The following is a 24,681-nucleotide window of genomic DNA, read 5'->3' as shown; positions in this document are numbered from 1 at the left end:
ATTAATCCATTCCATCAATTTTAATATTCATTTTCCCAGTGGTAGTGATAAATGCAACGATGGCATTTTCATTCAGTAAAACCTTCTCGAAAACAAAATCATTCATTTTTCCATTAACAAATACGCCTTTCATTGGCGAATAATTTGCTAAATAAGGCAACATATTTTTTTTACCTTCTTCTAAGTTAGGTTGTATTGAGTATTTACAATTTTCCTTTATTTTAGCGAGAATTATGCCTTGAAGTAACCAATTAGCTGTTCTTGTAAGTATCCCTTTGGTGTTTAATACATAATCCATTTCGTCAAAATAAATTTCTTTTGTAGTAGCATTGTATTTTGGTATGCCGCTTAAATATATTGTCCCTGAAATACTGCCCAAAACTTCTAAAGCTATAATCATTTTTCCGTCTTTTTGCCATAAATCTACTTTTTGCACCGTTATTTTTCTTTTACCTGAACCAAATTCTTGTCCAGCGAAATTCTTAGTTACTAGTCTACTGGCATTTTCATAACTCGAAACAGCCGCTATTGACGCGCTAAATTCCGGAGCAATTTTACCAGCTGTTTTAAAGGCAACCTTTGAATTGTCAAACGTGTTTTGTGGTTTAGTCCCTACCATGGTTTGCATATTACATTTTAAACCAAGATCTATCGAAATTTTATCATTTTTAAGTTCGGCTTGCGTACTATATAATTCAAGTGGAATTAATTTAAACCAAGTTTCATACGTTTCACTAGCTAAAAAAGGCGTTGAGATGGTTTCTAAAACACGTACTACTTGTTCTTTAAAGTCACACGTTTTATCGATGGCTTCGTCTATTTTTTTAGCAATTTTTCCTTTAAAAATAGATAAGGTCGGATTGATGATATAGGTAATGGGAACGTTTTTTCCAGCTACCACAATATTCGGACTTTCATTCCATTCAAAATCTACAATTGATGAAGTAGTATTTAATTTCCAGTTAGAAAATTTTGCTTGACTTTGTAAAGTAATGGTTCCATTAAGATTTATTTCTCGTGTATCATTTAATCCCATAAATTCTGTGCCGTATTTAAATTTAGCCCAAATTTTCAAAGGAATAACAGAAACAATAGTGCCGTTTTTTTCAGTTAAGGTTATAGGGGCTGTTTTCCAAACTTTCATCTCTGTTTTGTCATCATTTAAAATGGTGTCGGTATAGATTAAACCCTGCATGTTTTTATTTAATTGGCGTTCTATTTCTTTTAAACTTACTTCCATCGGCATAGCAATCAATGAAACTTTATTGCTATATACAAGAGGTGTTTGACTAGAAGGTGTTGGTTTTAAGGCTTCAATTTTTTTGGTTGTTCCGCAGTTAAAAAACGTAAAAAAAACGCTTAAACCTATAATTAAAAAATAAGTTCTTTTTATCATAAAAAATAATTTGAGTATAAAAGTAAAATTTTAATTGATTTATGTAACATTTTTTTTAAAAAATGGTCTTATTACTAAATGCTGTTCTAGGGATACGGCAGCTTTATTTAAATAAATAAAAATGAAATACTTTAAATTTGTAATTTTATTTCTGTTAATCAGTACATTATCTTGGTCCCAAACCAAAAAATGGACGTTGAGAGAATGTGTAGATTATGCCATTGTTAATAATATTTCAGTGAAACAATCTGAATTAGATTTGCAAAACACAAACATTGCAAAGAAAGATGCAATTGGTAATTTTATGCCAAATTTTAACATTTCGTCTTCTCACTCTTGGAATATTGGTTTAAATCAAAATATTACAACGGGTTTATTGCAAAATCAGACGACACAGTTTACAGCAGCAAATTTAAACGCAAATATTGATGTGTTTAAAGGAATGCAAAATATAAATCAACTGCGAAAAGCAAATTTATCTTTAATTGCTTCTCAATACCAATTGACAAAAATTCAAGAAGATATTGCGTTAAATGTAGCGAATGCCTATTTGCAAATTTTATTTAATAAAGAAAATCTAAAAGTTCAAAAAGAACAAAAAGCGTTAACGCAAAAGCAACTTAATCGCACTAATGAATTAGTAGAAGCGGGTAATGTTCCTAAAGGTGATTTACTTGATGTGCAAGCTACATTAGCAGGAATCAATCAAAGACTAATAGCTGCTGAAAATACTTTATTTTTATCAAAGTTAAGCCTAGCACAATTATTACAATTACCAGATTTTCAAAATTTTGATATTGCAGAAGATAATATTCCAGGTATGTTGTCTGTCATTGAAAATGAAACAGCGGAGTCTATTTTAGCAAAAGCAAAAGAAAATAGAACAGAGTTGAAAATTGCTAAAACCAACATGGATATTGCTCAAAAGGATATTCAAATTGCAAAAGGTGCTTATTTGCCCTCGCTTACAGGATTTTATGGTTACAATACAAGAGCGTCAAATGCCGATAGAGTATTAGGTGTAGATGCTGGCGGAAATTTTATAACAGGATCTGCATTACCTATATTTCAACAATTTGATAAAAATAAAGGTCAAAATTTTGGTGTGCAATTGAGTTTGCCAATTTTTAACGGGTTTGCTGTAAAAAATAATGTAGCACGATCAAAAGTAGCTTTTGAAAGAAGTAAATTAGCTTATAGCCAACAAGAGTTAACACTTGAACGAAATGTATTCACGGCTTATTCAGATTGTAAAGCAGCAAAAGAAAGTTATCAAGCCGCTTTAACAACCTTAAAGGCTAGAGAATTAGCTATGAATTATGCAAAAGAGAGGTATGAAATAGGTATGATGAATGTCTTTGATTACAATCAGGCACAAACTACTTATGTAAATGCCCAGTCAGAAGTATTACGCACAAAGTATGATTACATTTTTAGAATAAAAATTTTAGAATTTTATTTTGGAATTCCTTTAATAGAAAAACAATAAATTATGTCAAAAAAGAAAATTATAATCTTAAGTAGTGTAGCCTTAGTAGCTATCTTTACTTTAATTGTTCTTAAAAAGAAAGGTGTTATTGGTAGCAATGATGATAGCAAAGTTGTAGAAACAGCAAAAGTTGAATCAATGACAATAATAGAAACCGTTTCTGCTACAGGAAAAATTCAACCAGAAGTAGAAGTTAAAATTTCTTCTGAAGTTTCGGGTGAAGTTATTGCTTTAAATGTTAAAGAAGGACAACAGGTTAAAAAAGGCGATTTACTTGTGAAAATAAACCCCGATATTTATGAATCAGGAGTAAATAGAACAGTTGCTTCTTTGTCAACTACAAAAGCAGGTGTTAATCAAGCAGATGCGCAAGTTAAAGAAGCAAAAGCAAATTACGATAGAAATAAAAAACTATTTGATAAAGGTGTAATTTCAAAAGCTGAATGGGACCGAATTGTATCTGCTTATGAAGTAGCAACAGCAGCAAAACAATCGGCATATTATCAAATGAAATCTGCATCGGCTAATGTTACTGAAGCGAATGATAATTTAAAAAGAACCTCAATTTTTGCACCAGCTGATGGTACTATTTCTAAATTGGATGTAGAACTTGGTGAACGCGTAATGGGTACACAAGGGATGGCAAGTACAGAATTAATGCGTATTGCTAATCTAAACAACATGGAAGTAGAAGTAGATGTAAATGAAAATGATATCGTTAAAGTGAATATTGGAGATTCTGCAAAAGTTGAAGTTGATGCCTATTTAAAACGAAAATTTGAAGGTATTGTAACAAGTATTTCAAACTCGGCTACTAGCGCTACCACAGCAGACCAAGTAACTAATTTTAAAGTAAAAGTGCGTTTATCAAAAGAATCTTATCAAGATTTATTAGCAGGTAAACCAACAAATTTTTCACCATTTAGACCAGGTATGACGGCTACTGTAGACATTATCACTAAACGAAGTGTTAATGTTTTAGGCGTGCCAATTGGAGCGGTAGTGATAAAAGAAGATACAACGGCAACCAAGAAAGACATTGTTGCAGAACTTGAAAAAGAAGAGGCTAAAGAAAAAGGTAAAGCCCCTAAAAAAGACGAAAAGTTTGAGTGTGTGTTTGTAAAAATAGGGGATAAGGCAAAATTAAAAGTTGTAAAGACAGGTATTCAGGACGACACCAATATTGAAATAATTTCTGGCTTGAAAAAAGGAGACGAAATAATTGTAGGGCCTTATTCTATGGTAAGCAAAGAGTTGATGCCAAATGATAAAGTGCGTCAAGAAACTCAGAAAGACAAAGACAAAAAAGCGAAAAGTTAGTTATATACTTAAAGTAGAATTAAGGCACGTGTAACACGTGTCTTTTTTTTAGTGTACATTGAAGTTGAATTTAGCCTATTCAATTTTGTATCTTTGTTAAAATTAGAATTTGATTTAAATATGGCGTTGATCGTAAATATTGAAACAGCTACCAAAAATTGTTCCGTAGCTTTAGCAAAAGATGGCAAAACGGTAGTCCTTAAAGAAATTGCAGAAGAAAATTTTTCACATGCAGAAAAATTGCATCTATTTATAGCATCTTTATTTGAAGAAACAGGTTACGAATATAAAGATTTGCAAGCTGTTGCTGTTAGCCAAGGACCAGGCTCTTATACTGGATTACGCATTGGTGTTTCTGCAGCAAAAGGATTTTGTTATGCCTTATCAATTCCAATGATTGCAGTTGATACACTTTTAGTATTAGCTAAAAAAATCGAAATAAAAGAAGGGATTATTATTCCTATGATTGATGCTAGAAGAATGGAAGCTTATACAGCAATTTTTGATGCAAATTATACTAAAATTAGAAGCACAGCAGCCGAAGTTATTGACGAAAGTTCGTATCAAGATTTACCTCAAGCCATTCATCTTATAGGTGATGGCGCAATGAAATTTAAACATATACTTACATCAGAGGCGTTTCATTTTCATCCCGAAATACACTATCCATCTGCACAAGAAATGAGTGCTTTGTCCTTCGAAAAATTTAAACAAAATGACTTTGTAGATGTAGCTTACTTTGAGCCTTTTTATTTAAAAGATTTTGTATTAAATAGGTAATTTATAAGTTTATAAGATCTTTTGTTTGTTCTAATAAATCAGATTTTGCTTGTTGATGATTTCCATTTTGAGTCCAAATTCTAACCGAAAAATGAATGGCAGTATCTGTAAAATTATTTATAAATACTTCTGATTTTGGCGTTTTAAGGATTAAGGGATGATTTTCAATAAGCGCTTCAATTTTAGATTTAATTTCACGCACATCACTACTATAGCTAGTAACTATATCAATATCAGTTCTACGTGTTTTATGTTGTGAATAATTTTTAATTTTTCCATTAGACAGAATGCCATTTGGGATATACACCACTTGATTTGTAGCGGTTGTTATTTTAGTTGAAAAAATCATAATTTCTTCCACTCTTCCTTGTTCTCCTTGAACTTCAATGGTGTCACCTACTTTAAAAGGTTTAAATAAAATAATTAATATACCACCTGCAAAATTAGAAAGCGAACCCTGTAAGGCTAAACCAACAGCAATACCCGCAGCTCCTAAAATAGCTACAAAAGAAGATGTTTCTACACCAAGCTTTGAAATTACTGTAATGAACAGCATTATGCGTAAGGTCCAAAAAATGATATTACCTAAAAATGTTGTTAAGGTGATCTCCACATTTCGTTTAATCATTATTTTTTTAGCCGTTTTAGTAATAAAACTGGTAAACCATAATCCGGCAATTAAAAGCACTAATGCAATAGCTAATTTTGGTGTATAGTCAAGCACTAATTCTTTTAGATGAGTATAATATTTTTCTATTTCTGTTGGTGTCATACTATTATCCGTTAAAAGCTTCTACAATAATGGTATTGTTGTTTAACATTTGACGTAACATGTTTTCTATTCCGTTTTTTAGTGTGAAAGTTGATGAAGGGCAGCCACTACAAGCTCCTTGTAATGTAACTTTAACCGTGTTTGTACTTTCATCATACGAATTAAAAGTAATATTACCACCGTCACTTTTAACGGCCGGTTTTACATATTCTTCAAGTATATTTATGATTTGTTGAGAAGTCACGTCTAAATTTTCAAAAAAGGCTTCTTGTTTTTGAACAAAATTTGTAGTTTGTTCTATTAATTTTTCATCAACAATTTGATCCGTTTGTTCTAAATATTGTTTTAAAAAATTTCGCAATTCAAAGGTAATTTCATTCCAATCAGCAATGTCATATTTTGTAATTGAAATATAATTTTCATCAATAAAAACTTCTTTTACAAAAGGAAAGCTAAACAAATCTTTTGCTAATGGAGATGCTTTTGTTTCGTCAATATTTTTACATTCTACAGCAGTTTTTGTAAGTATTTTATTAGCCACAAATTTAGTGACACTAGGGTTTGGGGTAGATTCTGCATAAATTGTGATAGGATTCTTTTTTATAGTACTTTCCTCGACAACTATTTCCCCGCCATTATTGATAAATTGTTCAATTTGTGTGGCTACTTCATCTTGTACATCACTCCATTCTACTATCGAAAATTTTTCAATAGCAATAAAATTCCCAGAGATATAAACTGTTTTTACAAATGGTAAAAAGAATAGTTGTTTGGCTAAAGGCGAATCTTTCGTTTCGTCAATATTTTTAAACTCATAATTTTTACCTTTAGAAATAGAATTTTCTAATTCGAATTTAACCACGGAAGGATTATTTGTGTTTTTTATCGATATTTTTGTCATTTTCTCAGTATTTTTTGCAAAGATACAAACATTAAATAATCTAAAGTTATATATTTGGTCTTTATAATTTTGTTAACATTAGTTCTATCATAATGAAAAAAATTACTTTATTCATATTGTTTTTTGTTTCTTTTGTGTCTAAAGCACAATTGAATGTCAACAATACAACTGTTACACCTGCTCAATTAGTTCAGAATGTACTATTAGGTGGCGGAATTACGGTTTCTAATATTAAATATAATGGTTCTATAGCGAATGCTCAGGTAGCCAGAGATCAAATTGCAAAATTTACTAATGGTGCTTCTACTAATATTGGGTTTGATGAGGGAATATTATTAACCACGGGAAAATCTCAAGTTGCTGTGGGTCCAAATAATTCATCTTCATTAAGTAATGCTTCAGCAACAGCAATTACTAATGATCCAGATTTATTTTTACTAAATAGTATTACTAACAATTCAGCGGTTTTAGAATTTGATTTTATACCTCAAGGAACAACGGTCTCTTTTGAATATGTATTTGGGTCTGAAGAATATCCTGAATTTTCCGCGAGTCAAAATGTAAATGATGTTTTTGGATTTTTTATTTCGGGTCCAGGTATTTCGGGTCCATTTACTAATGGAGCTCAAAACATTGCATTGATACCTACAACTACAACTGGGGATTCAAAAGTATCCATTTTTAACGTAAATAATGGAACGGCTAATAATGGAGCTTGTAAAAATTGCCAATATTACATAAATAATACTTCTACAGGTCAAAATCCATATACGGGGACTTCAACGATACAATACGATGGATTTACAACTGTTTTAACTGCTTCGGCTACTGTACAATGTGGTCAAACATACCATATAAAATTAGCTGTTGGAAATAAGGGAGATAATTTATATGATTCGGGAGTTTTCTTAAAAGGAGGTAGTTTTAATGTAACGCCAGTAAATTTAGGTGTGGATTTAGTGGACGGTTGGTCATTATGCTTAGGTGAATCAACAACTTTAAATAGTGGATTAGCGGCAAGTGTACTTCATGAATGGTATTTCAACGGGGTTCTAATTTCTGGTCAAACAGGGCCAACATTAACTATTAATCAACCTGTTACAAATACGCCAGGAACTTATTTGGTTGTAGCATATCCTTTTGGACCGGCTTGTCCTGTTTCTGACACCATACAGGTAGCATATTTTCCTGGACCACCATTAACGACCCCTCCTCCGATAACGATTTGTACAGGTGCTTCACCTGCGGTTTATAATTTGAACAGTAATATTCCTTCTATCATGGGTAGTCAGTCTATTGGGGATTATGATTATGGTTTTTATTTAACGGCTGCAGATGCTTTAGCTGGTACAAATCCTATTCCTTCTTCACAATGGTCTGCTTATCCTGGTACAGTTGGTCAAACGATTTATTTTGGTGCTGAGAATTTCACGGATGGTACGGGTTGTAGAGGCGAGGTTCATTTTTTATTACAACAGAGTCCATGTACGATAGTTCAGCCATCTAATATGGTTGTTTGTGATGACGTTAGTAATGATGGATTTGCTGTTTTTAATTTAACTACCCAAACGGCTACGGTTTTGGGTTCTAATAATCCGGCTAATTTTACTATTACTTATCATTTAACTCAAGCTGCTGCGAATGGCGATACGGGAGCTATTTCTCCTGCTACAGCTTTTACTAATACTGTAAATCCACAGACTATTTACGTTCGTTCGGAATCTAATTCGAACCCAACGAATTATTCTACAACTACTTTTGAATTACAGGTTAAGCCTTTGCCTACGGCTACTATGTCAGGTACGGCTAGTATTTGTAGTGGTTCGTCTACGAATTTAACTTTTTCAGGTACTCCGGGTGCTGTAGTTACGTATAATAATGGAACAGCAAATCAGACAGTTACGTTAGATGCTACTACTGGTAATGGCACAGTAAGTGTTTCTCCTGCTAGTACAACTACGTATTCCTTGGTTAGTGTAGCTACTACAGGTACCCCTTCGTGTAGTAAACCATTAACGGGTAATATTGTAGTTACCGTTTCTACACAAATTGCAGGTACATTGTCTTATTCGCCTTCATCATTTTGTACTACAGATGTAGCTACTTATTCACCTACTTTTGTAATTAGTACAGCAGGTACAGGCACATGTGCGTCTACTGTTCCAGTATATTCATCTACACCAGCAGGATTAACCCTAAATACTACTACGGGAGTTATCACTCCAAGTACAAGTACACCAAATACCTATACTGTTACAATAACCTATCCAGCATGTGGAAGTTGTGCCGCAGTTAGTTTTACTACTACCGTAACTATTGCTTCACCCACGACTTCTACTATAAGTTATACGACTCCATTATGTACAAGTGCTACTACTTCTGTAATGCCAACATTAACAGGGGCTACTGGAGCTACAACATTTACATCTACCCCTGTAGGATTGTCAATTAATGCAACAACAGGAGCAATTAATCCAAGCACGAGTGCTGCCGGAACCTATACAATCACATATGTTCCTACATCTACAGGTGTATGTGCTATTATACCAACACCCACTACAGTAACGATCACTGCCGCCCCTACGGCGAGTATTAGTTATGCGGGCACACCGTATTGTAATAACCTAACAGCTTCACAGGCGGTTACTATCACAGGCACAAATGCCTTTACAGGTGGTGCGTATAGCGCTAGTCCATCAGGCTTAACATTAGATCCAACAACAGGTGCTATTGTACCAAGTACAAGTACACCTAACACGTATACGGTTACCTATACGATACCAGCGAGTGCAGGCTGTGCTGCTGTTCCTGTAACCACTACGGTAACCATCACAGGATTGCCTACAGCAAGTATTAGTTATGCGGGCACACCGTATTGTAATAACCTAACGGCTTCACAGGCGGTTACTATCACAGGTACAAACGCCTTTACAGGTGGTACCTATAGTGCTAGTCCATCAGGTTTAACCTTAGATGCTTCAACCGGTGCGATTGTACCAAGTACAAGTACACCTAACACGTATACAGTTACCTATACGATTCCAGCGAGTGCAGGCTGTGCTGCCGTTCCTGTAACCACTACAGTAACCATCACTGCAGCCCCTACGGCGAGTATTAGTTATGCGGGCACACCGTATTGTAATAACCTAACAGCTTCACAGGCGGTTACTATCACAGGCACAAATGCCTTTACAGGTGGTGCGTATAGCGCTAGTCCATCAGGCTTAACATTAGATCCAACAACAGGTGCTATTGTACCAAGTACAAGTACACCTAACACGTATACGGTTACCTATACGATACCAGCGAGTGCAGGCTGTGCTGCTGTTCCTGTAACCACTACGGTAACCATCACAGGATTGCCTACAGCAAGTATTAGTTATGCGGGCACACCGTATTGTAATAACCTAACGGCTTCACAGGCGGTTACTATCACAGGTACAAACGCCTTTACAGGTGGTACCTATAGTGCTAGTCCATCAGGTTTAACCTTAGATGCTTCAACCGGTGCGATTGTACCAAGTACAAGTACACCTAACACGTATACAGTTACCTATACGATTCCAGCGAGTGCAGGCTGTGCTGCCGTTCCTGTAACCACTACAGTAACCATCACTGCAGCCCCTACGGCGAGTATTAGTTATGTGGGTACGCCGTATTGTAACAACCTAACAGCTTCACAGGCGGTTACTATCACAGGTACAAATGCCTTTACAGGTGGTGCGTATAGCGCTAGTCCATCAGGCTTAACATTAGATCCAACAACAGGTGCTATTGTACCAAGTACAAGTACACCTAACACGTATACGGTTACCTATACGATACCAGCGAGTGCAGGCTGTGCTGCTGTTCCTGTAACCACTACGGTAACCATCACAGGATTGCCTACAGCAAGTATTAGTTATGCGGGCACACCGTATTGTAATAACCTAACGGCTTCACAAGCTATTACTATCACAGGTACAAATGCCTTCACAGGTGGTACGTATAGCGCTGCACCAGCAGGATTAACCCTAGATGCTTCAACAGGTGCTATTGTGCCAAGTACAAGTACACCCAACACGTATACGGTTACCTATACGATTCCAGCCAGTGCAGGTTGCGCTGCCGTTCCTGTAACCACTACAGTAACCATCACTGCAGCCCCTACGGCGAGTATTAGTTATGTGGGTACGCCGTATTGTAACAACCTAACAGCTTCACAGGCGGTTACTATCACAGGTACAAACGCCTTTACAGGTGGTGCGTATAGCGCTAGTCCATCAGGCTTAACATTAGATCCAACAACAGGTGCTATTGTACCAAGTACAAGTACACCTAACACGTATACGGTTACCTATACGATACCAGCGAGTGCAGGCTGTGCTGCTGTTCCTGTAACCACTACGGTAACCATCACAGGATTGCCTACAGCAAGTATTAGTTATGCGGGCACACCGTATTGTAATAACCTAACGGCTTCACAAGCTATTACTATCACAGGTACAAATGCCTTCACAGGTGGTACGTATAGCGCTACACCATCAGGCTTAACACTAGACCCAACAACAGGTGCTATTGTACCGAGTACAAGTACACCTAACACGTATACGGTTACCTATACGATTCCAGCCAGTGCAGGTTGCGCTGCCGTTCCTGTAACCACTACAGTAACGATCACTGCCGCCCCTACGGCAAGTATTAGTTATGCGGGCACACCGTATTGTAACAACATAACAGCTTCACAGGCTGTTACTATCACAGGCACAAATGCTTTCACAGGTGGTGCGTATAGTGCTAGCCCAGCAGGCTTAACCTTAGACCCAACAACAGGTGCTATTGTACCGAGTACAAGTACACCCAACACCTATACGGTTACCTATACGATTCCAGCGAGTGCAGGCTGTGCTGCTGTTCCAGTAACCACTACGGTAACCATCACAGGATTACCTACGGCAAGTATTAGTTATGCAGGCACGCCGTATTGTAATAACCTAACGGCTTCACAGGCGGTTACTATCACAGGTACAAACGCCTTTACAGGTGGTACCTATAGTGCTAGTCCATCAGGTTTAACCTTAGATGCTTCAACCGGTGCGATTGTACCAAGTACAAGTACACCTAACACGTATACAGTTACCTATACGATTCCAGCGAGTGCAGGCTGTGCTGCCGTTCCTGTAACCACTACAGTAACCATCACTGCAGCCCCTACGGCGAGTATTAGTTATGTGGGTACGCCGTATTGTAACAACCTAACAGCTTCACAGGCGGTTACTATCACAGGTACAAATGCCTTTACAGGTGGTGCGTATAGCGCTAGTCCATCAGGCTTAACATTAGATCCAACAACAGGTGCTATTGTACCAAGTACAAGTACACCTAACACGTATACGGTTACCTATACGATACCAGCGAGTGCAGGCTGTGCTGCTGTTCCTGTAACCACTACGGTAACCATCACAGGATTGCCTACAGCAAGTATTAGTTATGCGGGCACACCGTATTGTAATAACCTAACGGCTTCACAAGCTATTACTATCACAGGTACAAATGCCTTCACAGGTGGTACGTATAGCGCTGCACCAGCAGGATTAACCCTAGATGCTTCAACAGGTGCTATTGTGCCAAGTACAAGTACACCCAACACGTATACGGTTACCTATACGATTCCAGCCAGTGCAGGCTGTGCTGCCGTTCCTGTAACCACTACAGTAACTATAACGTCATTACCTACGGCAAGTATTTCGGTAACCCCTACAACCATTTGTTCGGGTTCTACTTCTGTGGTTACCTTTACAGGTACCCCGGGAGCAACAGTAACTTATACGGTTGATGCAGGAGCAAACCAAACCATTACATTAAACACTTCAGGTTCTGCTACAGTTACTACACCACCACTTGTTAATGCATCAGTTTATACATTAGTAAGTGTAGGGAATGGATGTACGGTTTCTTTAACTAACTCTGTTACTATAAATGTATTGCCTTTGCCAACTGCTAGTATTGTAGGAAGTACAATTTGTGCAAATACAACAGGTACAGTTACTATTTCAGGAACACCTGGCGCTATAGTAGAATATACTATAGATGGTGGAGCAAATCAAACGGCAATTTTATCCTCTACTACAGGTACTGTTACTCTTACTACACCATTGCTAACTGCTAATTCTGTTTATCAGTTGGTTAGTGTTACAAGTGCTACTACACCGGCATGTGTTAAGACATTAAGTGCCTCAGCTACCGTTATAGTAAATCCAATTCCTATTGTTACAGCTACTCTGGTAGGAGAAACAATATGTTCGGGAACAAGTACAAATATAAGTTTAACCAGCAGTGTAGCTTCTACACAATTTGATTGGGTAGTCACGAGTCAAGTAGGAGTAAGTGGCGCCACGAATGGTTCAGGCAATGCGATTGTTCAAGTATTAACGGCTACTGGTATTACTAATGGTTTTGTTATTTATAGTATTACCCCAACTGCTAATAGTTGTATAGGTTCAGCTATAACAGTTCAAATAAATGTTGCGCCAAAACCAGTGACTAGTTTTGTAGCTGATACGACTTATTGTAATGGAGAAACAACAAGTATTACATTAAGCAGTACTATACCGGGTACTACGTTTACTTGGAATGTGGCTTCATCTAATGTAAATACCACTACGGTATTACCGGGTTCTGGAAATAGTATTTCACAGGCATTAAATTTAATTAATAATAGTAATGTTGGTTCGGTTACGTATACTGTATTGCCATTTGCAAATAATTGTTATGGAGATCCTGTCTCTATTGCTATAGAAGTAAATCCGATTCCAAATGTAAGTTTAGCTATTGAGGATACTGATATTTGTAGTGGTGAGATGGTTCATATAGATGCGAGTAGTAGTATTGCAGGAGCAACATTTAACTGGATGATTTTAAATCAAACAGGCGCTGTTGTTACGGGCCCTACTACAGGTACAGGAGCTAGTATTGATCAAGTGATTACTACTACAAGTCCAGTGGCTTCGGGTACGGTAACCTATCAAGTTACACCGATTAAGAATGGATGTGTGGGAAGTTCATCTACAGTTACGGTTACGGTTCATCCAAGACCTGAGATTTTTGGAGTTTTACCCCAATTGCCAATTTGTAGTGGAGAATCGACCAATATTGTTTTAGCCGCTTCTTTACCAGGCACTACTTTTAATTGGGTTGTGTCTAATTCTCAAGGTGTTTCAGGAATGAGTGCAGGTACAGGAACAAGTATTACTCAAGTATTAACTACTACGGGTTCAACACAAGGTTCTGTTACGTATGCTGTTACTCCGATGTTAAATGGTTGTGAAGGGACGATGGTTGAATATACAGTGTTGGTTAATCCGTTACCAATAGTTTCATTAGAGGATGGTCATGTTTGCGTAATTCAAGCTACGGGAGTGGTTTATCAAACGTATTTATTGGAATCAGGTGTTCCTCCAACAGGGTATACGTTTGATTGGTATTTAGATGGTGTTCAATTAGCAAGTTCGGGTCCGAATCATGTAGCTACTGCACCAGGTGTGTATGAGGTTCGTGTTCGTAATACCGTTACCAATTGTCAGGCGATTGCTACGGCTACGGTAATTCCGGTTTATCCTGCTACTGCTTTTACCACTACGGTAACAGAAGCCTTTACAAATAATGCTACGATAACTGTAACCGTTACTCAACCAGGAACAGGTACCTTAGTGTATGCATTAGATGGAGGAGCATGGCAGACTTCAAATATATTTGAAGGTGTTGAAGCAGGAATGCATACGGTTGCCGTGGGCGATGAAGAGGGTTGTACGTATTTAGAGACGAATGTTTTGGTTATTGATTACATGAAATACTTTACACCAAATGGAGATGGGTATAATGATACGTGGAATATTATTGGATTAAATGCACAACATAACGCAAAAATTTATATATTTGACCGCTATGGAAAATTAATCAAGCAGTTGGACCCATTAGGTCAAGGATGGGATGGAACGTATAATGGTCAAACCTTACCATCTACGGACTATTGGTTCACGGTTGATTACACTGAAAACCAACAGCAAAAACAATTTAGAGCGCATTTTTCATTAAAAAGATAACACAGAACCCAAATACTATGAAATTTAATAAATTATTATTCTTAGGGCTATTATTTATTACACAAGCTGCATTTGCACAGGAAGGAATAGCTGTTTACACAGATTATTTGACGGATAATTATTATCTAATCCACCCATCCATGGCGGGGGCTTCAAATTGTGCAAAATTAAGATTAACGGGTAGGCAACAATGGGCTGGGCAAGAACAAGCTCCTGCTTTACAAACTTTAAGTTTTAATACAGCTGTGGGTGAAAAATCAGGGATAGGTATTATTGCTTTTAATGATAAGAATGGTTATCATTCTCAAAGTGGTGCTAAATTAACTTATGCGCATCATTTAATGTTTTCAAGATCAACGGTAGATTTAAATATGTTATCTTTTGGTATTAGTGGGGCATTTATTCAGAGTAGATTAGATGAAACTGCTTTTACTGTATTTGATCCAATTGTATATGGTGGAATAACTCAAAAAGATTCCTATTTTAATTTAGATGTAGGAGCTTCTTATCATTATTTAGATTTTTTCACACACGTAACTATTAAAAATATCATGGCAAATAGACGGGATATTTATTCTGCTGGAATAGAGTCTGATAATTTGAGAAAATATTTATGGAGTGTTGGCGCTAATTTTGGAGATGATGACGGTTTAATGATTGAACCTTCATTAATGATACAAGTGACAGAACAAACAAAAGAAAAGACAATAGACTTAAATGCAAAAGCTTATAAACAATTAGAATTTGGAAAAATTTGGGGAGGATTGTCTTATAGAAGAAGTTTTGAAGGTACGCAATATTTAAATGGTGGTTTTGTGACTGAACAAAAATTGCAGTATGTTACACCATTTATAGGTGTAAATTACAAACAATTTATGCTTGCCTATTCTTACAACAAAGTATTAGGAAATGTTAAATTTGATAATGCAGGTTACCATCAAATTACCTTAGGATTAAATCTATTCTGTAAAGATAAGCCATATGACTGTCACTGTCCAGCGGTGGTTAATTAACAAAAAACAATCCCGATTTTTCGGGATTTTTTTATAGCAACTAGTTATGATAATAAAAGAAGTTAGAGGAAAATATCCTCTTATTCCCGAAGATTGTTATGTGGCTGAAAATGCTACAATTGTGGGTGAAGTAAGCCTCGGTAGCTCTTGTAGTGTTTGGTTTAACGCTGTAATTAGAGGAGATGTAAACGCAATTAGTATTGGGAATAAAGTAAATATTCAAGATGGAGCAGTAATTCATTGTACTTATTTAAAGCATCCTACACAAATTGGTAATAATGTTTCTATAGGTCATAATGCCATTGTTCATGGTTGTACTATTCATGATAATGTATTAGTAGGTATGGGGGCTATCATTATGGATGGTTGTACGATTGAAAGTAATTCTATTATAGCTGCTGGAAGCGTGGTTACGCAGAATACGCATGTAGAAAGCGGTGTTATTTATGCAGGCATTCCTGCTAAGAAAGTAAAAGAATTAAATACTAGTGATTTTGCTGGCGAAATAGACCGTATAGCAACTAATTATGTTATGTATTCTAGTTGGTTTAAAGAAGATTAAACAAAAATGAATGCTTGTTACTAGCCCAGATGGAAACGGCATCTCCTGATTTTTCGGGAATATAGTGAACAGCTGGTACCAATGTTTAAAAAATACCACTCTGTTTGTAGCTTCTAAAAATCTTTTTGAATGACCTGAAAATTATTTCCTAGTAAGTTTTGCATGACTTCAGGTGGGTTATTAATAAAAAAATGGTGAAAAAGGGCTGTATTTGGTTCTTTCTGAATTAACTGATTTTGTTCTAATATGTATTTTGTTTGACGGGCAACAGCTTCGCCAGAATCAATAATTTTGATATGTTTAGGAAGGATTTCTTTAATTTGAGGAATTAAGTACGGGTAATGTGTACAACCTAACACTAAATAATCAATATTTTCATCAATCATTGGTTGTACATAACTTGTCAATAATTGTGTCATTTCTGTGGAATATAAATTTCCGTTTTCGATTAACTCAACGAGCCCATGTCCTATTTGTTCTATTATTTTAACTTGGGAATAGTTTTGTACGGTTTGATGAAAAAGTTCACTCGTTAGCGTGCCTTTAGTAGCTAAAATACCAATTTTTTGTGTCTTAGAATGGAGAGCTGCAGGTTTTATAGCGGGTTCTATACCAATAAAAGGGATATTATAATTTTCTCTTAGTACTTTTATAGCATTTGTAGTTGCAGTGTTACAAGCAACAATAATAAGTTTTGCATTGGCTTCTAAAAGAAATTCGGTATTTTTTTTACTGAGCGCAATGATTTCGTCTTTTGATTTTTTACCATAAGGAGCATTTTTACTATCAGCAAGATATACTGTGCTTTCAAAGGGCAGTAAGGCATGAACTTCTTTCCAAATTGAAGTACCACCCACACCGGAATCAAAAAGGCCAATAGGTTGTTGTGTATTCATAAAACAAATATAAAAAAAACTGCTCAATATTATTTAATATTGAGCAGTTCCTTTATTGTTAGTAGTTTTTTATTAGTAACCTAATTCTTTTTTAACGTCTACTAATAAATCTGTACCATCAGCAAGTAATACACCACTTCCTGTTGTTGAGTCTAATACATATTGAATTCCTTTTGCACGTGCTACTTTTTGAATTGCTGCTTGTGCTTTTTCCATGATTGGTTTTTGTAATTCAATAGATTTTTGTTGTAAATCTTTTGATGCAGTATCTTGGTATTTTTGAATTCTAGCACCCATATCTTGCATTTCTTGAGAACGCGTTTCATTTACTGCGTCAGTAACTGTTTTTGCTTCAGCGTCTTGTTGATATTGTGCTAATTTAGTTTGATATTCTTGTACCATTTTTTTGTACTCAGCATCATACGTGTCTTGTAATTTTTTTAATTGTGCTTCAGCTGCTTTCATAGCTGGGTTTGCTGTCATTAAATCTTGTACATTAATGTGTCCTACTTTAGTTTGTGCAGTAGCAAATTGTGTCCCTATGAATAATACTGTTGCTAATAATAGAGTCTTTACTTGTTTCATTTTAATTTAATTTAATAAGGGTTATTTAATTTTTCTTTGGTTCTTCTTTGTTTTCTTCGGTTTTGTTTTTTAATGCTTCTTTCTTTGCTTTTTGATCATCTAATACTTTTTGTCGAGCTTCAGCTTTTTCTTTTAACAATTGCGCTCTTTTTTCATCTGCTTCTTTCTTTTTTGCCGCAGCAGCTTCTTTTTTCTCTTGTAATATTTTTTCTCTTGCTTCTTTTTGCGAAGCAGTTGTAGTTTGATCTGCCGTTTCTTTTTTCTCAGTTTGTGCTGGTTCTAATTTTGCTTTTTTTTCGTCTAATGCTTTTTGACGTGCTTCAGCTTTTTCTTTTAATTGTGCAGCTCTTTTTTCATCAGCTTCTTTCTTTTTAGCCGCAGCTGCTTCTTTCCTTTCGTCTAGTATTCTTTGACGTTCTTCTTTTTTTAAATCTTGTGTTTTTTCTTTTTCAAGAATTTCAGGATTTTCTTTTACATCAATTTCTCTTTGATCTTTTGCGTCCTGAATTTTTTGCTGTTTTTTTGTTAGTTCTACTTTTCTTCCAGCACGTTCTATTGCTTTAAGAATTTGGTCACTAATATCAAATCTATCAGAAGTGAACAACATGGTTAAATCTGAAGATTTGTCAAAGATAAAATCATATTTTTGTTTTTCCGCATAATCTTGCACAATATTAAACACTTGATCTTGAATTGGCTTAATTAATGCTCCTTTTTGTATAATTAAATCACCTTGTGGGCCAAATCTTTTTTGTTGGTAATCAAAAAGTTCTGTTTCTAAGGTTTTAATTTCTTCTTCTTTTTCTTTTATTAACTCTTTTGTTAGCAATACTTTTTCGGCTGCTAATGTTTCTTTAAGTTTAGAAACCGTGTTTTTTTTTCCTTCAATTTCTTGTTTCCAAGTAGTTGCTTTTTGTTCTAATTGATTTTTTGCTTCGGCATATTCAGGCACCTTTTCTAATATATAATCCATATCAATATAGCCAATTTTAGCCCCTTTCTGTGCTTGAGCAAAGAAAAAAGGAAAAGCAAATAATAAAACAAAATATTTCTTCATAATTATTTAAATTAATTTCAACTATCGTGCCAAATGTTAAAATTGTTGTCCGATGATGAAATGGGTTTGCCAACCACTTTTAATTGTACTTCCAGGAACAGGATCAAATCCATGAGCAAAATCAATTCCTAATAAACCAAAGGCCGGCATGAAAACCCTTAATCCTAAACCTGCAGAACGTTGCATTTTGAAAGGATCAAACGTTTTAAAATTACTGTATGCCGCCCCAGCTTCTAAAAATGTTAGAGCATAAATTGATGCTGTTTGTTTTAGTGTAATAGGATATCTTAATTCCATTGAAAATTTATTATACACTGTTCCACCATCAGACGAAGATAATGAATTATTTGGATATCCACGTAATTGAATTACTTCTCTACCATCTAATGAGTAGTTTGCTAAACCATCACCTCCTACAAAAAAACGTTCAAAAGGAATTATACCTCTTGCGCTATTATAGGCTCCCAAGAATCCAAATTCAGCTCTTGTTCTTAAAACGAGTTGTTTGTATAATTTATTGTAGGCATCTACACTAAATTTTATTTTATAAAATTCTAACCAATTGTATTTTTGCTGATCTACTTTTGCTCTGTCGGCAATTGCTAAAGTATAATCGCTTTGTGGATTACCATCATTGTCTATATATGCACCTGTATAAACATATTGTCCATTTGCATTCGTATAGCCTGCGCCTGTATTTCTAAGTTTATAATCTGCTTGATTTCCTAAATTAGCATAATCTATACCATTCCACAACGAGTAGGGTAAAGAGAATTTAGCAGATAAAGTTATATTAGAGCCTGATGTAGGGAAGATAGGATTTATCCCTCGGTTGTCTCTAGTGATTGAAGTAGTAAACGATAAATTTCTAGAGGCTCCATTTCCAAAAGTAAACAATCCAGTGTTATAATTATTTAAATCATAATATTGGAAAGTTATAGAATTAGAAATTGAAAAATAGTCATCAGGTACCGTTAATCTTTTTCCATATCCGACAGTAATAGAAGAAATATTAAAACTCTGATCTCTGGTTGTTTGTCTTAGTGCATAGTTATATAAAAATTGTCTACTATAAGAAAGTGATGTAAAGAAACTAATGGGTTTTTTACCACCTAACCAAGGTTCTGTAAACGATAAACTATATACTTGAAAATAGCTGCTCCCTTGTAAACGTAAAGACATTTTTTGACCGTCTCCCATAGGTAAAGGACGATATGCCTCTTTCTTCAGAATGTTTTTTAACGAAAAGTTATTAAAAGACAAACCTAGAGTTCCAATAAATCCTCCAGCACCATATCCTCCTTGCAGCTCTACTTGACTTGAACCTTTTTCTACAACGGTCCATTCTAAATCAACAGTTCCTGCTGCAGGATCGGCATTTTTTGGTTCTGGACGAATAGCTTCTGGATCAAAAAATCCTAATTGACCTAACTCACGAATGGTACGAATAACTAATTCTTTGTTCCACTTTTCCCCAGGTCTTGTTTTTAATTCTCTATAAATTACTTTGTCATTTGTTTTGTCGTTTCCTTTTACGGTAACATTATTAAAATAAGCTAAAGGACCTTCAGTAATTCTAATTTCAAAATCGATAGTATCGTTTTCAGTTCGTACCTCTACTGGATTGATATTTGAGAACAAATAACCATTATTTTGATATAAACTAGTTATGTCTTCAGGGTCTGGTGTAGAATTGTCTGATATTCTTTTTTGTAATAATACCCCATTGTAAACATCTCCTTTTTTTATTCTAACAATACTGTTTAAAGATTGATTAGAATATACAGTATTACCTAAATAACGAATATCACCAAAATAATATTTTCTACCCTCTTCTACATTTACAGAAATATCAATTTTATTTGTTTTTTTGTTATAATTGACATTTTCACTGATAATACGTGCATCACGGTACCCTTTTTCTTTGTATTTGTCAATTAGTGTTTCTAAGTCTTCTTTATACTTATCTTTAACGTATTTTGAAGATTTAAACAATCTAGTAATTTTCTTTTCTTTAGTATTTTTAAAAGCTTTTTTAAGTTTTTTATCTGTGAATTGAGAATTACCAATAAAGTCTATAGAGTTAATTTTAACTTTATCTCCTTTGTCTATAAAAATAACCATGTCTACGTTTGAGTCTGTAGAATCTGCAACAGTATTTATAGTTACTTTAGCGTTGTAATATCCGTCTTTTTTGAATTTTTTCTCAATGTAGTTTTTTGTGTTTGAAAGTAAATTTTCATTCACAACTTTTCCTTTTTTAAGATCAGTGTCTTTAGTAAATTCTTCTATTTTTCCTTTACGAATACCTTTAAATTTAAAATCATTAAGTTTAGGTAATTCATACAAATTAAGCTCTAAAAAGATAGATTCACCTTCAATTTTTTTCACGAAGAAATTTACGTCGTTAAACAATCCTAATTTCCATAATTTTTTTACTGCACCGCTTATTTCTTCACCTGGGACTCTAATTTTACTGCCAATTTCTAATCCTGTAAAAGTAATTACCGTCTGTTCGTTATAAGAAACTTTTCCTGTGACTTCAATGCCTGCCAAGGTATATTCTTTTCCTTTTTCTAATGCCGCTTCTTGGGCTTTGGTTGTAACGGTTGCACTTAAAAATATAAAGGCTAATACTAATACTATTTTTTTCTTAAACATGTTTATTATTTAATTTGTTCGCTGGTTTTACCAAATCTTCTTTCTCTTTTTTGATAGCTTAAAATAGCTTCATGTAAATGCGCTTCTTTAAAATCAGGCCAAAGGACATCTGTAAAATAGAATTCGGCGTAAGCAATTTGCCAAAGTAAAAAATTACTTATTCTGTGCTCGCCACTTGTTCTAATTACTAAGTCTACATCAGGCATGTTTTGTGTGTAAAGATGCTGATTTATAATTGATTCATCAATAGTGTCTATTGAAATTATATTATTTTTAACTTTTTCTGTTATTTTTTTAACAGCATTTATGATTTCATCTCTTGAGCCATAACTAAGTGCAAGTGTCAGCGTCATAGCCGTGTTGTCTTTTGTTTGTTGCATTACATCGTAAAGCTCTTTTTTAACGCCTGTTGGTAAATTATCAATATTTCCAATCGTGTTAAGTTTTATATTGTTGTTTTGAAGTGTTTTTAACTCTTTTTTTAAGGCACTTATGAGTAATTTCATTAAAATATCTACTTCAATTTTTGGTCTATTCCAGTTTTCAGTAGAAAAAGTATACAAGGTTAAGAATTTGATACCTAATTTTGCGCAAGCTTCAACAGTTTTTTTTACTGTTTTAGTTCCATTTTCATGACCAAAAGCACGCAATTTACCCTGTTGCTTAGCCCAACGGCCATTGCCGTCCATGATAATGGCCAAATGAGTAGGAAGGTTATTTTTATCTATTTCTTGATGTATTTCCATTTTTTTATTCTGCACAAAAGCAAGGGTTTTCGCCAAAGGTATAGGTTAATGTAAATCCACTAAACACATACCAATCTTTACTGTTTAAATTTCCAAATTTTAAATTTTCGAAATTCTTATTTTTTGGATTGCTCCCATCTAAATTATCTGTAAAAGTATATCTAGCTCCAACCTCTGCTCCTAAAATTAGTTTTCGCGCTAATCTTGTTTTTATACCCACTGTCATGGGTATTGCAAAAGCATAGTGTTTGTAATCTACTTTACTTTCTTTGTTTATTATAAATAGTTCGTCATAAATAAAGGTTGTTATTCCTGTATAAATATATGGTGTAAAAATATCTTTTGTATTGTGTAAATCAAAATCCAAAAAATTAAATTCAACACCAGCAGAAAACTCTTTTATAGAATTTTTAATAGAAAACCCTCTTAAATTTCTGCTTGGCGCATTGCTATCTACATCATGCGAAATTAATTCACCTTGATAATAAGAAAGTCTGTAGGAATGTCGGGGGCTTTTATTCCATTTATAAAGCAAACCAAAAGCAAATTTATTTGGTGAAATATAATTTGTAGGGCCAACATCGCCTATATAATTACTTCCGCCAGCAAAAACACCAAATTCATGTATTTGAGCATGTAATGAATAACTCAAAAACAGGGTAGCTATATAAAATAATACGTTCTTCATTTTTTTAATAGTTTGCAAATATAATAATATTGAAATAGTAACCACCTTAATAAGCTATTTTTTAGCCTCTAAGTGGAATAAATAACGTATAAAAATGAAAAATGGTATGTTAGTTTCTTTTATCTTCTCCCCAAAGCAATTTTTTTCTAATTGTTTTAAAGAAGCCTTCTTGTGGAAATTCTACCAAAGAGATTGTAAAATTAGATTTTTTTATCGTTAAAATAGTTTCATTTGTTACAGAAGTAATTCGAGAGTCTAATGAGACTAAATATTGTTCTTCTCTTCCCGAAACTTTAAGTTTAATCTCTACATCATCGGGAATAACTAAAGGTCTTGCAGTCAAATTATGGGGAGCAATAGGGGTAATTACAAAGCTTGTAGCTGTAGGCATCAATAAGGGTCCGCCACAACTTAAAGAATATCCCGTTGAACCTGTTGGGGTTGATATTACTAATCCGTCTGCCCAATATGAATTTAGATATTCGCCATTAATCGTAGTTTCTATGGTTATCATAGAAGTAGTGTCTTTTCGTGAAATTGAAATTTCATTTAAAGCAAAATTTATTTCCTCAATGTCTTTGTTTCCTGGTGAAGTTTCAAGACTAACTAATGTTCTCTTTGATAAAGTGAAATTTTTATCAAAAACATGTGTTAATAGCATTTCAATATTCTCTTCTTGAACCGTTGCTAAAAAACCTAGACGGCCTGCATTAATTCCTATTATTGGAATGTCTAAATTTCTTACCCAAGTAGCAGCTCTTAATATAGTTCCATCACCGCCCACACTAATTAAAAAATCAAAATTATTTTTTAAATCCTCATACGTTTCAAAAGTGGTGTAAGAGTCTATTTTTAGTCCGTTTTCTTGTAAAGTTTCTGAAAATTCTTTAAAAAAACATAAGGTACAATTTCGTTGCATTAAATAAGCAACAACCTTTTCAATGATGGTGTGGGTGTTGTTCTGATAGTATTGTCCGAATAAGGCTATTTTCATGTTTTTAACTCTCTGAAATTAAATATTTAAATATTTATCTAAATAATCTGAACGTTCTTTCAGGCTGTTCAAATAAGAATCTTCTTGATGCTCAGATAAAACGATATAATTATAACGCCTAAAAGTTTGGATAATTTCATTAAAATTTACTTCCGTAATTTTAAGTGTTATTTGTGTTGTTTCTTCAGTAGTTTGAGAAACAAAAACGCCTAATATTTGAGCATGATTACTTTCTACAATTTGACAAATTTGACTAAATGTAAAATCATTTGAGTTTTTTTCAATACTAAGTATACCTCCGTTTTCTTTTATAAATGTAGTTTCATTTAGAAAATGAAGTACATCATCTAATTCATAAAAACCTACATATGTATTGTTTGCGTCTAAAACAGGTAAAATTGTACTGTTATTTTTAGAAAATTCTTCAAATACATCAAACCAATTCATCGTTTCCCTTACAAAAAAACGATGTAAGCCATACTTATGAGTGGAAATGGTATCTGAAGTAGGGAAAATTTCGGCTTCTTCTTTGCCAATTGATCCTATAAATACATTTTGATCAAGTATAGGAAAATGAGAATAATCAAAGTCTAAAAAAATATTTCGTGCCTCAACAATACTTTCATGTGCTTGTAGGGCTTCAATTTTATTATTAATAAAATCTTGAATTTTAGTCATGTGATACATTTTCAATACTCATGCAAAATAACTAAAAAATAAGCAATCCTATTGTGATAGTT

The 24,681-nt window shown here is 34.4% G+C and carries 17 protein-coding genes; 6 read left to right on the top strand and 11 right to left on the bottom strand.

Annotation, left to right across the window (positions count from 1 at the left end; all coding sequences use genetic code 11):
• Window position 1 precedes the first annotated feature (1 nt).
• Window positions 2-1,396 (bottom strand): DUF4403 family protein, encoded by a 1,395-nt coding sequence (locus tag RF683_RS09035; protein ID WP_309531967.1) that lies wholly within the window; start codon window positions 1,394-1,396, stop codon window positions 2-4.
• 121 nt (window positions 1,397-1,517) lie between these two features.
• On the opposite strand from RF683_RS09035, the gene RF683_RS09030 reads away from it, so the two are divergent.
• From RF683_RS09030 to tsaB, 3 genes are all read left to right on the top strand, one after another.
• Window positions 1,518-2,885 carry a TolC family protein gene (locus RF683_RS09030; RefSeq protein WP_309531966.1) on the top strand — a complete coding sequence of 456 codons (1,368 nt, stop codon included), beginning with the start codon at window positions 1,518-1,520 and terminating at the stop codon, window positions 2,883-2,885.
• A gap of 3 nt (window positions 2,886-2,888) precedes the next feature.
• Window positions 2,889-4,205 carry an efflux RND transporter periplasmic adaptor subunit gene (locus tag RF683_RS09025; RefSeq protein WP_309531965.1) on the top strand — a complete coding sequence of 439 codons (1,317 nt, stop codon included), beginning with the start codon at window positions 2,889-2,891 and terminating at the stop codon, window positions 4,203-4,205.
• 120 nt (window positions 4,206-4,325) lie between these two features.
• Entirely contained in the window at window positions 4,326-4,985 is a 660-nt protein-coding gene (gene tsaB, locus RF683_RS09020) for a tRNA (adenosine(37)-N6)-threonylcarbamoyltransferase complex dimerization subunit type 1 TsaB (protein WP_309531964.1), read from the top strand.
• A 1-nt stretch (window position 4,986) separates the two neighbouring features.
• On the opposite strand, the gene RF683_RS09015 is transcribed toward tsaB, so the two are convergent.
• Window positions 4,987-5,757: a mechanosensitive ion channel family protein gene (locus tag RF683_RS09015; protein WP_309531963.1), complete on the bottom strand. Its 771-nt coding sequence runs from the start codon at window positions 5,755-5,757 to the stop codon at window positions 4,987-4,989.
• A gap of 4 nt (window positions 5,758-5,761) precedes the next feature.
• On the bottom strand, window positions 5,762-6,658 hold the full coding sequence (locus tag RF683_RS09010) for a NifU family protein (RefSeq protein WP_309531962.1): 897 nt from the start codon (window positions 6,656-6,658) through the stop codon (window positions 5,762-5,764).
• Between the two features lie 92 nt (window positions 6,659-6,750).
• On the opposite strand from RF683_RS09010, the gene RF683_RS09005 reads away from it, so the two are divergent.
• Genes RF683_RS09005 through RF683_RS08995 form a run of 3 tightly spaced genes read left to right on the top strand, consistent with a single transcriptional unit; the run spans window position 6,751 to window position 16,314 of the window.
• Window positions 6,751-14,739: a choice-of-anchor L domain-containing protein gene (locus tag RF683_RS09005; protein WP_309531961.1), complete on the top strand. Its 7,989-nt coding sequence runs from the start codon at window positions 6,751-6,753 to the stop codon at window positions 14,737-14,739.
• Window positions 14,740-14,756: 17 nt separating this feature from the next.
• Window positions 14,757-15,752 carry a PorP/SprF family type IX secretion system membrane protein gene (locus tag RF683_RS09000; protein ID WP_309531960.1) on the top strand — a complete coding sequence of 332 codons (996 nt, stop codon included), beginning with the start codon at window positions 14,757-14,759 and terminating at the stop codon, window positions 15,750-15,752.
• Between the two features lie 46 nt (window positions 15,753-15,798).
• Complete coding sequence (locus tag RF683_RS08995) at window positions 15,799-16,314, top strand: gamma carbonic anhydrase family protein (protein WP_309531959.1); 516 nt, start codon at window positions 15,799-15,801, stop codon at window positions 16,312-16,314.
• A gap of 113 nt (window positions 16,315-16,427) precedes the next feature.
• Here the strand turns inward: RF683_RS08995 and murI are convergent, their stop codons facing one another.
• The 8 genes from murI to RF683_RS08955 form a co-directional block, all read right to left on the bottom strand.
• Window positions 16,428-17,210 carry a glutamate racemase gene (gene murI / locus RF683_RS08990; RefSeq protein ID WP_309531958.1) on the bottom strand — a complete coding sequence of 261 codons (783 nt, stop codon included), beginning with the start codon at window positions 17,208-17,210 and terminating at the stop codon, window positions 16,428-16,430.
• Between the two features lie 72 nt (window positions 17,211-17,282).
• A complete protein-coding gene (locus RF683_RS08985) occupies window positions 17,283-17,795 on the bottom strand; it encodes an OmpH/Skp family outer membrane protein (protein WP_298655428.1) in 513 nt (170 codons plus the stop codon).
• Between the two features lie 25 nt (window positions 17,796-17,820).
• Entirely contained in the window at window positions 17,821-18,852 is a 1,032-nt protein-coding gene (locus RF683_RS08980) for an OmpH/Skp family outer membrane protein (RefSeq protein WP_309531957.1), read from the bottom strand.
• Window positions 18,853-18,888: 36 nt separating this feature from the next.
• Window positions 18,889-21,513: an outer membrane protein assembly factor BamA gene (gene bamA / locus RF683_RS08975; RefSeq protein WP_309531956.1), complete on the bottom strand. Its 2,625-nt coding sequence runs from the start codon at window positions 21,511-21,513 to the stop codon at window positions 18,889-18,891.
• 5 nt (window positions 21,514-21,518) lie between these two features.
• Window positions 21,519-22,259 (bottom strand): isoprenyl transferase, encoded by a 741-nt coding sequence (locus RF683_RS08970; RefSeq protein WP_309531955.1) that lies wholly within the window; start codon window positions 22,257-22,259, stop codon window positions 21,519-21,521.
• A gap of 4 nt (window positions 22,260-22,263) precedes the next feature.
• Window positions 22,264-22,947 (bottom strand): type IX secretion system protein PorG, encoded by a 684-nt coding sequence (porG, locus tag RF683_RS08965; RefSeq protein ID WP_309531954.1) that lies wholly within the window; start codon window positions 22,945-22,947, stop codon window positions 22,264-22,266.
• Window positions 22,948-23,056: 109 nt separating this feature from the next.
• Window positions 23,057-23,941, bottom strand: coding sequence for an NAD kinase (locus RF683_RS08960; protein ID WP_309531953.1), 885 nt, complete (start codon window positions 23,939-23,941; stop codon window positions 23,057-23,059).
• A gap of 18 nt (window positions 23,942-23,959) precedes the next feature.
• Window positions 23,960-24,619: a CBS domain-containing protein gene (locus tag RF683_RS08955; RefSeq protein WP_309531952.1), complete on the bottom strand. Its 660-nt coding sequence runs from the start codon at window positions 24,617-24,619 to the stop codon at window positions 23,960-23,962.
• Window positions 24,620-24,681 lie beyond the last annotated feature (62 nt).

Source organism: Flavobacterium sp. 20NA77.7, from assembly GCF_031326205.1.
Taxonomy (GTDB): domain Bacteria; phylum Bacteroidota; class Bacteroidia; order Flavobacteriales; family Flavobacteriaceae; genus Flavobacterium; species Flavobacterium nakdongensis.
This window is presented reverse-complemented; position numbering and strand designations above follow the sequence as displayed.

Coding starts and splice junctions, on each gene's coding strand:
- RF683_RS08970 (WP_309531955.1), bottom strand. CDS start 22,259: ATGGAAATACATCAAGAAATAGATAAAAATAACCTTCCTACTCATTTG.
- RF683_RS09000 (WP_309531960.1), top strand. CDS start 14,757: ATGAAATTTAATAAATTATTATTCTTAGGGCTATTATTTATTACACAA.
- RF683_RS09030 (WP_309531966.1), top strand. CDS start 1,518: ATGAAATACTTTAAATTTGTAATTTTATTTCTGTTAATCAGTACATTA.
- RF683_RS09025 (WP_309531965.1), top strand. CDS start 2,889: ATGTCAAAAAAGAAAATTATAATCTTAAGTAGTGTAGCCTTAGTAGCT.
- RF683_RS08985 (WP_298655428.1), bottom strand. CDS start 17,795: ATGAAACAAGTAAAGACTCTATTATTAGCAACAGTATTATTCATAGGG.
- RF683_RS08980 (WP_309531957.1), bottom strand. CDS start 18,852: ATGAAGAAATATTTTGTTTTATTATTTGCTTTTCCTTTTTTCTTTGCT.
- tsaB (WP_309531964.1), top strand. CDS start 4,326: ATGGCGTTGATCGTAAATATTGAAACAGCTACCAAAAATTGTTCCGTA.
- RF683_RS09010 (WP_309531962.1), bottom strand. CDS start 6,658: ATGACAAAAATATCGATAAAAAACACAAATAATCCTTCCGTGGTTAAA.
- bamA (WP_309531956.1), bottom strand. CDS start 21,513: ATGTTTAAGAAAAAAATAGTATTAGTATTAGCCTTTATATTTTTAAGT.
- porG (WP_309531954.1), bottom strand. CDS start 22,947: ATGAAGAACGTATTATTTTATATAGCTACCCTGTTTTTGAGTTATTCA.
- RF683_RS08995 (WP_309531959.1), top strand. CDS start 15,799: ATGATAATAAAAGAAGTTAGAGGAAAATATCCTCTTATTCCCGAAGAT.
- RF683_RS08955 (WP_309531952.1), bottom strand. CDS start 24,619: ATGACTAAAATTCAAGATTTTATTAATAATAAAATTGAAGCCCTACAA.
- RF683_RS09035 (WP_309531967.1), bottom strand. CDS start 1,396: ATGATAAAAAGAACTTATTTTTTAATTATAGGTTTAAGCGTTTTTTTT.
- RF683_RS09015 (WP_309531963.1), bottom strand. CDS start 5,757: ATGACACCAACAGAAATAGAAAAATATTATACTCATCTAAAAGAATTA.
- RF683_RS08960 (WP_309531953.1), bottom strand. CDS start 23,941: ATGAAAATAGCCTTATTCGGACAATACTATCAGAACAACACCCACACC.
- RF683_RS09005 (WP_309531961.1), top strand. CDS start 6,751: ATGAAAAAAATTACTTTATTCATATTGTTTTTTGTTTCTTTTGTGTCT.
- murI (WP_309531958.1), bottom strand. CDS start 17,210: ATGAATACACAACAACCTATTGGCCTTTTTGATTCCGGTGTGGGTGGT.